We start from the raw sequence: 13,747 nt of genomic DNA, 5'->3' as shown, positions 1-13,747 counted from the left end.
CTGTAGTGGTCAGCCCTCCTCCACCAGCGCCGTCTGCATCAGCCGTGGCTTGCGCCGCGCGATGTGCAGGGCCCGGCCCGGCGGCAGGTTGAGCGGCTTCGCGTTGCCGAAGAGGCGGCCTTCCGTGGGCGGGCAGGAGAGCAGGACGGCCGGGTTGTTGGCCTCGTCCAGGCGGCGGATCAGGCCGTCGCTCAAACCGCGTCCCGCGCCCATCGCGCTGCGGGCGACGACCAGGTGCAGGCCCATCTCGAAGCCGAGCGTCAGGTTCTCGAAGAGCGGCTCGAAGGGGCTCTGGAAGGAGTTGCCGGAGACCATGTCGTAGTCGTCGACCAGGATGAAGAGGCGCGGGCCGGTCCACCAGTCGCAGGTGCGCATCCGGGCCGGTGCGATGTCGGCGCCCGGGAGGCGGGTCTTCATCGCGCGGGCCGCGCCTTCGATGGTCTCGTTGAGGTTGTCCAGCGAGATGACGTGGCCGATGCGGTACTCCTCGGGGATGGCGTCGACCAGGGTGCGGCGGTAGTCCACCGCGATGATCTTCGCCTCCTCGGGCGCGTACCGCGTGGTGATGCCCTGGGTGATCAGGCGCAGCAGGTTGGTCTTGCCGCTCTCGGTGTCGCCGACCGCGATGAGGTGCGGCGTCCGGCTGAAGTCGTGCCAGACCGGCTCCAGCGCGTCTTGGTCGAGACCGAGCGCGATCCGCATGCCGCCGCCCTCGGTTGCCTCGGGCGCCGGGAGTTCGGTGAGCGGCAGGCGGTGCGGCAGCATCCGGACCTGCGGGGCCGGCGGGCCGGACCAGTGGCGGGCGATCTCTCCGACCAGGTGCGCCACGCCCTCGCCGAGATCCTCCAGCGAGCCGCTGCCGTCCAGGCGCGGCAGACCGGCGAGGAAGTGCATCTTGCTGTCGGCGGTGATGCCCCGGCCGCCGGTGCGCGGCACCGAACGGGCCTTACGGGTGTCGATCTCGGAGTCCATCGGGTCACCCATCCGCAGCTCCAGCCGGGTCGCGGCCTGGTCGCGGACCTGCGCGGACAGCTCCACCCAGCGTGTGGTGGTGATGATCAGGTGGATGCCGTAGTTGAGGCCACGAGCGGCGAGTTCGTTGAACTTCGGGATCAGGTCGTCGTAGTCCTGGCGGACCGTGGACCAGCCGTCGACCACCAGGAACACGTCACCGAACGGCTCGTCCGGGAACTCGCCGGCCGCTCGGCGGCGCCGGTAGGACTGCATAGAGTCGAGCGTGTGGTCCACGAAGAACTGCTCGCGGCGGGCCAGCAGCGTCATCACCTCGGCGACGGCCCGGTGCACCCGCTCCGGGTTGAGCCGCGCCGCGACGCCGCCGACGTGCGGGAGCGCGGCGAGCTGTGAGAGGCCGCCACCGCCGAAGTCCAGGCAGTAGAACTGGACTTCGGCCGGAGTGTGGGTCAGCGCCAGGGCCGCGATGAGCGTACGGGCGAGCGTCGACTTGCCGCTCTGCGAACCGCCCGCGACGGCGACATGGCCGCCCGCTCCGGACAGGTCCACGACCAGCGGATCACGCCGCTGCTCGAACGGCTTGTCCACCAGACCGACCGGCACGCGCAACCGCCCCGCGCCCGGCCATCCCGTTGCGATCAGGCCGCGCTCCTCATCCGGCGCGATGCCCGGCAGCAGCGCGTCCAGCGGCGACGGCTCGTCCAGCGGCGGCAGCCACACCTGGTGCGCGGCCGGCCCGGAGCCCTGCAGCCGCTCCAGCGCCACCTCCAGCAGCGCCTCCTCGTCCTCCTCGGTCGCGGGCTCCGGCTCGGGTGCCGCCTCCAGCGTGCGCGGCACCACCCAGCCACTGGTCCACGGCACCACCTGGCTCGCCACCCGCGCCTGCACCACGGCTCCCGTACGACGTCGGTACGTCCCCGAGGAGTACGCGGCCCGGAACCGGGTCAGCGCCTCCACGCCGGACTTCAGATAGCCGCTGCCGGGCGCGGCCGGAAGCTCGTAGGCGTCCGGTACGCCGAGCACACCGCGGCTCTCCATGGCGGAGAAGGTGCGCAGGCCGATGCGGTACGAGAGGTGGCTCTCCAGCTGGTGCATGCGGCCCTCGTCCAGCCGCTGCGAGGCCAGCAGCAGATGGACGCCGAGCGAGCGGCCGAGCCGGCCGATCATGACGAACAGCTCCATGAACTCGCGGTGTGTGGAGAGCAGTTCGCTGAACTCGTCGACCACCACGAAGAGGCTCGGCAGCGGCGCGAGGTCCGCTCCGGCGGCGCGGGCGCGCTCGTACTCCAGGGCGGAGGTGTAGTTGCCGGCCGACCGCAACAGCTCCTGGCGGCGGATGAGTTCGCCGTGCAGCGCGTCCTGCATGCGCTCCACCAGGGCGACTTCGTCGGCCAGGTTGGTGATGACGGCGGAGGTGTGCGGGAGTTCCTCCAGGCCGAGGAAGGTGGCGCCGCCCTTGAAGTCGACCAGGACGAAGTTGAGGGTCTCGGAGGAGTTGGTGAGCGCGAGGCCGAGGACCAGCGTGCGCAGCAGCTCGCTCTTGCCGGAGCCGGTGGCGCCGATGAGCATGCCGTGCGGGCCCATACCGCCTTGCGCGGACTCCTTGATGTCCAGTTCGACCGGGCGGCCGTCCACGCCGACCGCGATCGGCACCCGCAGCCGGGCCGAGCCGGAGTGGCGGTCGAAGAGGGTCTGCGGGTCGTGCCGGTGGAGGTCGGGAATGCCGAGCAGCGTGGTCAGCTCGACGTCGTTGTCCAGCGGTTGCGCGATGTCACCGCCGAGGCTCATCCGGCGCGGGGCCATCAGCCGGGCCAGCGACTCCGCGCCGAGCGGGCCGAGGCGGTCCGGACGGCCGAGCGGCACCGAGCGCTCCTTGCGGCTGCGGTCGGTGCGCACCAGGTTCACCTGGTCCGGTCCGACGGTCAGCCGGAGCGTGTTCCGGCCGGGCCGCCAGCGCAGGGCACCGGAGACGTCGAGGATCAGCGCGTTGCGGTAGCCGTGGCCCTCCCAGCGGTGGCCCTCCGGCACGCTGACGCCGTCCAGCACGACGACCGTGTACGGCTCGTCGCGCCCGGGACGGGCGTCCGGGTCGAAGCCGGGCCGCTCGGCGAACTCGGCGCCGAGCAGATCGTCCAGCTCGGTGAGGTCGGCGGTGATCCGGCGGGCCTGGCCGGCGCCGTCCTCCTCGTGCGGATCCAGCGCGTGCGGCAGCCACTTGACCCACTCCCAGTCCGGCCGCCGCTCGTCGCTGACGCAGAGCGCGAGCCACAGCTCCTCCGGCGCGTGGAACAAGGCCAGCTGCCCGAGCATCGCCCGCACCAGCGCCCGTACGGCGTCGTGCTCCGGGGTCTTTGCACCGGGCGCGTCTCCGTCGGGCGCCTCCTCCGGGCGCAGCAGGATCCGCGCCGAGGAGCGCAGGTAGAGGCCCAGCGGTTGCTCGGGGATGGTGGAGTAGGCGCGGATGAAGCGGCGCAGCGCGTGCGCGCAGAGCGGTTCGAGGTCCTCCACCGGGCGGGTGGAGACCGGGTTCAGGGTGAGTGCGAGCTGCTGTTCGCCGACCGCGAGCCGCACCTCGCCGAAGTCCTCGTCCGCCGGACGGCGCTCCCACAGCCGCGAGGTGCGGGCCAGCGAGCGGAGCGAGGCGGGCTCCGGATGGCGCCAGGCGAGCGCCCGCTGCTGCTCCGCGATCGTGGTCCGCACCCGCTTGCGGGTCTGCGCCAAGTAGCGCAGATAGTCCCGGCGTTCACCCTTGAGGCGCTGCTTGCGCTCGCTGGAGCGGCGCATGAGCTGACCCAGCAGCATGGCACCGGCCGAGAGCGCCATGACGCCCATCGCCAGATACATGAAGACGCCGTTCCCGCCGCCGGGGCGCAGGAACATCAGCATCATCGACACCGACATCAGCGCCATCGGCAGATAGGTCCACACCGCCGAGGTGTCGGGCACCGTCTCGGCGAGGACCGGCGGCTCCTGGAGGGTCAACTGCCCCTCGGGCATCTCCGGCCCGCGCCTGCGGGCCGGGCGGCGAAACAGCACGACACTCAAGGAACAGAACCTCCGGTTCGCTGACTTTTCCGGCCCGCGCCGAATACCGGCGGGCACCCGGCGGGGAAAGACCGCGCCAGGCTGATTCTCCGGGCCGTACGTGCCCGATGAACGACGGGTGAATGTTTCGAGCGGATAGCGGGACGGCCAACTTCCGTCAGGGACAAGCGCCTGCCGGATTCGCACCCCGGCCCGCGGTACGACCGGTGGCCGCAGGCAGTAGTCTGCATTCACGGAACGCGACCTGTCCACGCGGGAGTGGTGGCGGGCCGGGCGCGCGGTCACAATTCCCCTGCCGCGCACCCCGGTTCACGGATAGGCGGACTTTCCGTACTGTTCGCACATTCCCTCTCCCCGGGAAGCTGCCGGGGAAGTCTCCTGTCAAAGCCTGCACGGAAGACGAGAGTTCTGCTGATGACCGACAGTGCGGTGGCCGAAACGTGCCGCCTGACCGTACGTGCGCCGAGCGTCACCATCGATCTGGCCGTGCCCGCCGACGTACCCGTGGCCGATCTGCTCCCCACCCTCCTGCGGTACGTCGGCGAGGAGGCCGAGGAGGCCGGGCTCGACCACGCCGGCTGGGTGCTGCAGCGGCTCGGCGACGCCCCGCTCGACGAGGAGACCACCCTGGCCCGCGCCGGTCTCGCCGACGGTGCCGTACTCCATCTGCGCCCGCACACCGAGGCGCTGCCCGAGGCGCGGCTGGACGACCTGGTGGACGGGATAGCCGAGACGGTCGGCCGCCGGCTGCACACCTGGCACGCCGGCGCGGCCCGCGGCCTGCTGGTGGGCACCGCCGTGGCGACCGTGGCCGCCGCGCTGGTGCTGGTGTTCTGGCCAGGCGTGGCCGGCACCTCCACCAGGGCCGCGCTCGCGGCCGTCGCCGGGCTGCTGCTGCTCGCCGGGGCCGGCTCCGCCAGCCGCGCGGTCGGTGACCGGCTCTCCGCGACCGCGCTCGGCCTGCTGGTCGCTCCGTGCTTCGCGCTGGTCGGCTGGGTGCTGCCCGGTGGCGACCTCACCGGCCCCGACGCGGCGCGGGTCGTCGGTGCGCGGCTCCTCGCCGCCGGCGCGGCGGCCGCGGGCGGCGCGGTCCTCGCGCTCGCCGCCACCGCGGTCGGCGCCCCGGCGCTGCTGGCCACCGCCGTGGTCGCGGTCGCCACCGCGGTCTCCGGGACCCTGATGGGCTACACCGGCCTGGACGCGCCGGCCGCCGTGGCGCTGGTGGCGGCCGTCGTCGCGCTCGCCGCCGGAGCGGTGGCGCCCTTCGCCTTCAAACTGGCCGGAATGCGTATGCCGGCCTTGCCGTCCTCCGCCGGACAGCTCCAGGAAGGCATCGACCCGTACGCGGGCGACGAGGTCGCCGAGCGCACCGAACTCGCCGGACGCTGGGTCACCGCGCTCTTCGCCGCCACCGGCACCATCGCCGCCGCCGCACTCGCCGTCCTGGCCCACCACCCGGACCTGCCCGAGACGCTCACCGCGCTCGCGCTGACCCTGCTGCTGCTCCTGCACTCGCGCGGCCTGGTCCACATCGGCCAGCGCCTGACCCTGGCGGTGCCCGGGATCCTCGGACTGCTGCTGCTCGCCCGGGCCTGGGCCGTGGACGGCGACGCGGACGGCCGGGTGGTCGTCTTCGCGGTGCTGCTCGCCGTCGCGGCCGCCCTGGTGACCGCGTCCTGGATCGTGCCCGGCCGCCGGATGCTGCCGTACTGGGGCCGGGCGGCGGAGCTGGCGCACACCGGTTTGGCCGTCGCGCTGCTGCCGCTCACGCTGTGGGTCGCGGGCCTCTTCGGCTGGCTGCGCGGCCTGTTCGGCTGAGTGTTCCCGTACAACCAGAGCCGATACGAGTTGAGGAGAGGCTGTGCAGTCCAAGCGCGACCAGGTCCAGGCCCACGGCTTCATGATGGGCAGGCTCAGCTCGGGCCTGCTGACGGCCGACCCGGACGCCCCGGAGAGCCCGCTCGGCCGGACGACCCGAGGCGTCGTCTTCGGCCTCCTGGTGACCGTCCTGATCGGCGCCGGGGCCACCGTCTACGGGCTGCTGCGCCCCGGCGGCAACGACAGCTGGCGCAAGGGCGAGCACCTGGTGGTCAACCGCGACACCGGCGCCCGCTACCTGTGGACCGGCACCGACGGCGTACTCCATCCGGTACGCAACTTCGCCTCGGCACGGCTGATCGGCGGCCCGGACCTCAAGGCCGTCGACGTCTCCACCGCCTCGCTGCGGGACGTCCCCGTCGGCTCACCGGCCGGCATCCCCGGCGCCCCGGACACCCTGCCGGGCCCCGGCCAACTGGACGCCGGGGCCTGGCACATGTGCGTCACCGGACCGGACGGCGCACTGCCCAGCACCTCCGGCGCCGGAGCGGACACCGGCGCGGACAGCCCCGGCGCCACCACGCTGGTCGCCGGTGCGCCGCTGGACTCGCAAGGCGTCGGGGCCGACCGCGCGGTGCTCGTGAGCGACCCGGACGGTACGGAGTACCTGGTCTGGCAAGGGAGCCGGCTCGCGCTGGACGCCGCGTCCGACGCCCGCAACGCCCTCGGTTACGGCTCCGAGCGGGCGATGCCGGTCTCGGCGGCCTTCCTCGACGCACTCGCGCCCGGACCCGCCCTGAAGCCGCCGCAGGTCCCGGGGCGCGGGGAGAAGGGCCCGGAGCTCGGCGGCGAACCGAGCACGATCGGCCAGCTCTTCGAGGTCAGCGTGGTCGGCGGCGGCTCCACGTACCACCTGCTGCGCAAGGACGGCCTGGTGCCGCTGTCCCGGCTGGAGGCCGCCCTGGTCCTCGGCGACCCGGCCACCCAGAAGGACGCCTACCAGGGCCGCTCACCCGAGGCCCGCCCGGTCGGCGCCGACGCGCTCCGTACGCACCGCGCGACGGACACGGCCACCGGACCCGGAACCGCCGAGCTGCCGCGTACGCCGCCGCTCCCGCAGTCCGCGCCGCGCGGCACCGCGCTCTGCGCACAGGTGGACGGCGGCAACGGCGGCGCCCGGATCCGTTCGGTGCTCGTCCCGCTGGCCGGCCTCGCACCCGTCGCCGTGTCGCAAGGCACCGACCGGCCGCTGGTCCCGGCCTGCGCCCGGACGGACGCCACGGTGGTACGTCCCGGGCACGGCGCGCTGGTCCGCGCGCTGAACGCGAGCGGCGCGGCCCACGCCGGGACCACCTACCTGGTGGCGGAGAACGGCGTGAAGTACCGCGTACCGGCCAAGAACTCCCTGGGCGCGCTCGGGTACGGAGAAGGCGACATCGGTTCCGTTCCGGCCCCGCTGCTCGCGGCCCTGCCGACCGGCGCGGACCTGGATCCGGCCGCCGCCTCGGGCGCGGCGGAGCCCAAGGTCACCGCCCCGAAGTGCGCCGCGTCCGGCACGGGCGACTCCCGGCCATGATCCCGGCAAACGGCCCATACGGGGTCGAAGAAAGGGAAAGGGAGTCGGGCGGATAAAACTCCGGACGCAACTCACCGCCTTCGGAGCCTATTTCGGTGTGTGCCGGAGCTTGGCCCGCGTGTGGAGCGAAACCTCAGATAAAGCTCAGGGAATGGGCAGCCGCGGTGACCGTTCGGATTCCGGGGCTGCCCGTTTCCCGTCCGTATCGACCGGACCTCACCAACCGGCCGCAGGGCTCGTTCATTTCGTCGAAACCTTCGGACAACTCTGTTGGCATGTAAGGACTCTGGCGAACTGACCTATGCTCAAATCTTCCCAACATGCGTTGCGCCGGACGGTGAGTTCTCTTTAGCCTCAGCGGGCAACGGTGCCATGAGAGTCACTCAACGAAGGGAGCGCGACATGGCTGACAGTGGCCAGAGGCGGGCGGACTATGCCAAGGGCTTGGGAGGTGTCTCCTCTCTGGAGTCGGCCCGGGCCGCGGTCGAGAAGATCCAGAACAACGTCGCCGAGATCGCCGCTCGTTCGGGTGTCGGCGGTGACGAGGGCCAGGCCCTGCTGAAGCTGTTCCGCAGCTGGAACGGCGAGGCGCAGAAGGTCGTCGTCCAGATCAGCAAGATGGTGGACGCGCTCCAGGAGAACGTGACGTCGGCCGACCGGCTCGCGAAGGAGAACCAGGACCTGACCGAGGTGCTCAACAGCAAGACCAGCCAAGGCGTCTTCGAAGCACTGCGCTGACCCGCCCCCCCACCCGAGAGGAGATGTCATGGCCGACGGCATCATCGATGTGCAGTACTCCACGGTCCGCAACGCGATCGAGGAGCTGAAGCAGCAGACCCAGCAGATCATCACCACCCTCAACAACCTGGAGGACGAGCTCAAGCCGCTCGTCACCTCCTGGGAGGGTGACGACCAGGCGATGTACCGCGGTGTCCAGGCCGAGTGGGACCAGGCGACCAAGAACATGGCCCTGCTCCTCGGCGACAGCGGCGAGCTGGTCCAGAGCATCCACGACAACCACTCCCGCGACGAGCGCAGGAGCGCCGACAACTGGGGCGGCGTGCGGGCTCGTTAGCCTGCCGGTCGCGGGCCGCCTCCCCGCCGCAAGCGGTGGAGGCGGCTCCCGGCTTCTCTCAGCTCCGTTCCAGTGACCCGATCCGGGCCCGATCGCAGGAGGACGTCCCATGGCCGGTGAGCACGCCGACGTCAAGCATTTCGACCTCAAGCAGATGGAGAACTTCCGCGACAACGAGGTCCATCCGGTCTACACCAAGGCCAAGAAGCACAAGGATGAGGGCGAGGGTGAGGGCGAGACCCGCATCCGGCCCCTCAGCGAGCTGATCGGCGGCTACACCACGGCCGACAACCTCGACCAGGCATCGCAGCTCCTGCGCCTCGGCCTGATCAACCGGGAGAAGCTGATCTCCGGTCCGACACTGGTCGAGAGCGTGACGTCCGTCGCGACCTCCCTCGACAAGCTGCTCGGCGACCAGATGGAACTCTTCAAGGAGCTCAAGGAAGCCCTCACCGAGACCATCGAAGAGGCCAACAAGACCAAGAACAAGAACCTGGACGCGATCGACGCCCAGACGCTGCTCCAGACCTTCGACGAGGTCGACACGCTCACCAGCGGAACGTCGGGCACGGAAGAGAAGTAGCCACTCCCGCGCATCGGGGTGGACGGCGAGAGACGAGAGAGGGCGCGCGGTGGCCGACCGGTACGACGAATCATCCGTGGGGAACGTCGACAAGTACGAGGACACGGACGCGGCATCGTCCGACAACTGGGCCGATCTCGTCCATCACATCACCGGCTACCCCGTGCCCAAGCGCAGTGAGATCTTCGACACCCTCCGCTCCGACCACGGCGGCAAGCTCTTCCGCATGGACATCAAGGAGCGCAGCCTCAGCCTCCTCGTCAAGGACTCCGGCTTCCTGCAGAACAAGGGCCAGGACTACGACATCTGGTTCTTCGACAGCGGAAAGAAGCGCTCCATCATGCAGGCGCGCATCGTCTTCGAGGGGCGTGTGAAGGCCGGCGACGAGATCATCTTCGCCGGCACCGACTCCACCGACGTCAACAACGTGGACGTCCGCGAGGGCAACGAGTTCACGGACTACAACAAGGACAAGTTCAGCACCATCCCGCTCGCCCGCTACATGAACGGGCCCCGGGCGGCGCTCATGGCCCTGCTGAAGGGCAACAGCGGCGACGGCCGCTTCAGCGGCGAGGTCGCCAAGGAAGGCGACGCCGTCGACCTGGAGTCCTTCACCAGAGCAGGCCACTCCTTCGACTACGCGGCCCAGTTCTTCAAGTACCACGCGCCGGTGCTGAAGGACTGGGAGGACCGCTTCGGCCGGGACGACGCGAGCTGGAAGGGTGAGGCCGCGGAGGTCTTCCGCAGTCTCATCAAGAAGATCCGCGAGAACTACGACGCCTACGTGGAGACCTTCAACGAGACGGCGGGCAGCGGCGACGCCACCGGCACCGGCAGCACCGTCTACTCCCGCGCCCTCTCCCTGGGCCGCTCCCACCTGGAGCAGGCCGCCAGGGACCTGCTCGGCTACTGGCTCGCCTGGGCCCAGTCCGACTACTACGACCCGCACCGGGTGCTGCGCTACGTCCTGGACGACCTGGCCCAGTGGGTGGACCGGGAGAACGTGGCCAAGACGAACATCACGTCCACCACGTACCGCTACACCACCTCGGTCAGCCACAAGCCGGAGGCCGGCTTCTCCCAGGTCCACCCGGACTACGGCGACCTCACCGACATCGCCAACTGGGCGAAGGTCGGCGACAAGGCGGTGGACATCTGGAGCCGGGCCGTGGACGACATGCTGGTCAAGAACGCCCGCGAGGTGCAGTCGCGGCTCAACAACCAGTTCCTGACGCTCTCCAAGGACTTCTCCGAGAACGTACCCGAGCCCAAGTCGACCAGCACGGCGGGCGAGGAGTACGAGAAGAAGAAGCTGGAGGAGGAGAAGGAGAAGATCAACGAGGAGAACGAGAAGAGCCGCCTGCTCCAGGAGGAGCTGCGCGAGGAGCAGCGCAAGCAGCGCGAGGAGGACAAGAAGCTTCAGGACGAGCTCCGCAAGGAGCAGGAGGAGCAGCGCGAAGAGGACAAGAAGTACCAGGACGAACTCCGCGAGGAGCAGCGCCTCCAACGTGAGGAGGACAAGAAGCTCCAGGACGAACTCCGCGAGGAGCAGCGCCTCCAACGTGAGGAGGACAAGAAGTACCAGGACGAGCTGCGCGAGGAGCAGCGGCGCGAGCAGGAGGAGGCCAAGCGGGAGGCCGAGGAGCAGGCCAAGCAGATGGAGGAGAGCCTCGGCAACATCAACGGGCCCGGTGGCGGGGGCGAGAACCTCGGCAACCTCGACGACCTGCTGAACCTCAAGTCGGACATCCCGGTGACCGAGAGCATCGGTGACCTCGGCGGCATCAACTCGCCCGGCGGCCCGGGAGACACCGGCAACCTGAATGTCGACGACGCGAACAAGGCGGTCTCCGAGAGCCTCGGCAACCTCGGTGACGTGAACAGCCCCGGCGGCGAGAACCAGCAGGGCCCAGCGGGCGGCCCGGTCCCCGTGACCTCGAATCTCGGCAACTTCGGCGGGATCAACGGCGGCCCCGGCTCCACGAGGAACCCCGACGACGCCGCCAACCAGGCGATCTCCGAGAACCTGGGCAGCCTCGGCGGCCTCAACAACGGCGCGGGCGGCTCCCTCAACACTCCGACCGGCGGCAAGACCCAGCTCGACGGCGACCAGCTCACCACCGGCTTCCCGGACGGCAGCAGCACCTCCTTCGACCCGGACAGCGGTCTCCTCACCACCACCCACCCGGACGGCAGCGTGACCGAGCAGGACCTGGCCGACGGGGTCCGGGTGACGAATCCGGACGGCTCGGTCACCTCGCTCGGAGACGACGGCAAGCTGACGACGACCTTCCCGGACGGTACGACGCAGGTGGTGGACCCGAAGACCGGTCAGGCCACCTCCACCGACCCCGACGGCACCGTCACCACGGAGAACCTCGGCAACCTCGGCGGCCTGAACGGCCGGAACGGGATCGGCGACCTCGGGAACCTGGGCAACCTCGGAGACCTCGGCAACATCAACGCCGATCTGCCGACCGAGTCCGACGGCGGCCTCGGTGACCGGGAGACCATCAACGACCTGGGCGACCTCGGGAACCTCAACACCGGCGACGCGGGTCTGAAGTCCTCGACCGGCAGCCTCACCGGGCTGGAGAACGGCGACTTCGCCACCACGTTCCCCGACGGCGGCAAGACCGTCTTCGACCCGGACACGGGACAGCTCACCAGCATCGCTCCGGACGGCTCCAAGGTCACCACCGACCTCACCCACGGGGCCGACGTGACCAACCCGGACGGTTCCGTCTCCTCGCTGGACAGCGGCCGGTTCGTCCACTCCTTCCCGGACGGCTCCAGCCACTCCATCGACCCGGACACCGGCATCGCCACCGTCACCGACCCTCAGGGCCGGACCGAGACGGTCACGCTCGACGAGCTCGCCTCGCGCGGGAGCGGCAACAACAGGCCGGACTTCCTCGACGACCTTCGGGACCTCGACCGGAACCGCGACCTCGGCAACCTCGGTGACCTCAACGGGAACCGGGACCTGGACGGCCTGAACGGGAACCGGGACCTCGATCTCGACGGGCTCAAGGACTTCGCCAACGGGAGCAGCGGAAGCAGCGGCGGTGGCGGTGGTGGAGGCGACGGGACCAGCACCCGGGACGTCTCCCTCTCGGAGCTGGGGCTGGGTGCCCAGGTCGGCGCGGGCGGCTCCGTAGGCTCCGGCGGCGGCCTCCCCGGTACGAACCTCCCGTCCTCCGAGACCCTCGGCCAGGTCACCCCGCTCTCCGACAGCGCCACGAACAACGCGACGGTCCCCGGCGGCGGTTCCGGCGGCGGACCGGGTGCCCCCGGCGCCCCGGGCACGCCCGGCACCCCCGGCATGCCGATGGGCGGCGGCATGGGCGGCATGGGCGGGGGCAGCGAGAAGGGCAACGGCGAGCGCGTGCGCGCCGTCCTGGTCGACGCGGCGGAGGAGAGCGAGCGCCGCAACCGCCGTCGGCGCAGCCCGTGGAACCGCCAGGAGGACAGCGACACCTTCCTCACCCCGGCCTCCCGGGTGGCGACCACCGGCGGCAACTCCCCGGCCGAGGACGAGGAGGAGCAGGGGCGCAGGCCCGTGACCTCCGCCGACTACCTGGAGGAGGACGCGGACGTCTGGGGCACCGAGGAGGGCGGCACCCCGGCCGTCATCGGGAGGTGACGTTCGCTCAGGCGCCCGTCACCAGGCAGGATGAGCGGGCCGGGCGCCATGCCCGTACCGAGACCGAGATCCGTACGTACGTGAAGACCGAGGCAGAAGGAGGGGAGCGGGCGTGACCGAACCGCTGGAGAAGCGCCTGGAGAAGGCCATGGCCGAACTGCAGGCGGCTCAGGAGGCGGTGGCGCGCACCGAGCGCGAGCTGCGGTCGGCGTCCTTCGCGGCGCTCTCCTCCGACCGCGCGGTCCGGGCCACCGCGGGCCCGCAGGGTGAGCTGACCGGGATCGAGTTCCTGGAGAACAAGTACCGCGACATGTCCCCGCAGGAGCTGGCCGCCAGCGTGCTGGAGGCGGCGAGCGCGGCCCGGCTGAAGATGAACCGCCACGTGATGAAGGCGATGGCCCCCTTCGCCGAGCCCAGCAGCGACGTGCCCGAGCTGAAGGGCTTCGAGCTGGACTGGGAGCGCATCTTCGGCCCTGAGGTGCTGCGCGAGGACGACGAGGACACCGCGCGCGGCCCGGCCACCCCCGCCTGGCGGGACGCGCTCGGCGACGAGGGAGAGGACTGAGGCATGGGACAGCGGTACTACGTCGACCCCGAGCGTATCGAGGCCCTGGCACGGCAGTTGGAGGAGATCGGGACGCTCACCAGGTCGATGACCGAGGAGTTCCTGGACGAGCTGGCGCCCACGGTCAGCTGGCCCGGCACCAACAGCGAGTTCTCGGAGAAGGCCAAGCCGCAGGAGCAGAAGGAGCGGCAGACCACCAAGGACACCATGCTCTCCATCCGGGACGCGCTGGTGGGCATCACCGACGCCACGGTCAGCAACGTCCGGATGATGAAGGACACCCGCGACCGCAACATCGACGAGATCGAGCACGGCAACAGCCGCCTCGAAGCCGATGGATTCGACGGCCCGGGCGGGCATGGCCGGCGCTGACCTCCGCACCGCAGGCCGCTCCCGTACGCGACCGGGAGCGGCCGCTCCGTCCTGCCCGCACGGCCCCCGAGGCGGCCGTCGGTGAGCATCCAGGT

General features: G+C 70.9%; 9 protein-coding genes. 8 read left to right on the top strand and 1 reads right to left on the bottom strand.

Annotated features, from left to right (window positions below; translation table 11 throughout):
• Window positions 1-9: 9 nt before the first annotated feature.
• Window positions 10-4,017 (bottom strand): type VII secretion protein EccCa, encoded by a 4,008-nt coding sequence (eccCa, locus tag ABZ267_RS24475; protein WP_356749026.1) that lies wholly within the window; start codon window positions 4,015-4,017, stop codon window positions 10-12.
• 414 nt (window positions 4,018-4,431) lie between these two features.
• On the opposite strand from eccCa, the gene eccD reads away from it, so the two are divergent.
• The 8 genes from eccD (at window position 4,432) to ABZ267_RS24435 (ending at window position 13,652) form a co-directional block, all read left to right on the top strand.
• Window positions 4,432-5,835, top strand: coding sequence for a type VII secretion integral membrane protein EccD (gene eccD / locus ABZ267_RS24470; RefSeq protein WP_356749024.1), 1,404 nt, complete (start codon window positions 4,432-4,434; stop codon window positions 5,833-5,835).
• A gap of 43 nt (window positions 5,836-5,878) precedes the next feature.
• On the top strand, window positions 5,879-7,411 hold the full coding sequence (eccB, locus tag ABZ267_RS24465; protein ID WP_356749022.1) for a type VII secretion protein EccB: 1,533 nt from the start codon (window positions 5,879-5,881) through the stop codon (window positions 7,409-7,411).
• Between the two features lie 402 nt (window positions 7,412-7,813).
• Window positions 7,814-8,149 carry a hypothetical protein gene (locus ABZ267_RS24460; RefSeq protein WP_003970669.1) on the top strand — a complete coding sequence of 112 codons (336 nt, stop codon included), beginning with the start codon at window positions 7,814-7,816 and terminating at the stop codon, window positions 8,147-8,149.
• A 28-nt stretch (window positions 8,150-8,177) separates the two neighbouring features.
• Window positions 8,178-8,486: a WXG100 family type VII secretion target gene (locus tag ABZ267_RS24455; RefSeq protein ID WP_327221020.1), complete on the top strand. Its 309-nt coding sequence runs from the start codon at window positions 8,178-8,180 to the stop codon at window positions 8,484-8,486.
• Window positions 8,487-8,595: 109 nt separating this feature from the next.
• Window positions 8,596-9,069, top strand: coding sequence for a type VII secretion system-associated protein (locus ABZ267_RS24450; protein WP_356749019.1), 474 nt, complete (start codon window positions 8,596-8,598; stop codon window positions 9,067-9,069).
• Window positions 9,070-9,118: 49 nt separating this feature from the next.
• Complete coding sequence (locus ABZ267_RS24445; protein ID WP_356749017.1) at window positions 9,119-12,715, top strand: AAWKG family protein; 3,597 nt, start codon at window positions 9,119-9,121, stop codon at window positions 12,713-12,715.
• 112 nt (window positions 12,716-12,827) lie between these two features.
• Window positions 12,828-13,280: a YbaB/EbfC family nucleoid-associated protein gene (locus tag ABZ267_RS24440; RefSeq protein ID WP_356749015.1), complete on the top strand. Its 453-nt coding sequence runs from the start codon at window positions 12,828-12,830 to the stop codon at window positions 13,278-13,280.
• 3 nt (window positions 13,281-13,283) lie between these two features.
• Window positions 13,284-13,652 (top strand): hypothetical protein, encoded by a 369-nt coding sequence (locus ABZ267_RS24435; RefSeq protein ID WP_356749013.1) that lies wholly within the window; start codon window positions 13,284-13,286, stop codon window positions 13,650-13,652.
• The last annotated feature ends 95 nt before the right edge of the window (window positions 13,653-13,747 follow it).

This window comes from Streptomyces sp. NPDC006174, from assembly GCF_040614075.1.
Classification (GTDB): Bacteria; Actinomycetota; Actinomycetes; order Streptomycetales; family Streptomycetaceae; genus Streptomyces.
Note: the sequence above shows the minus strand (reverse complement) of the source record. Positions and strands in the feature narration are given on the sequence as shown.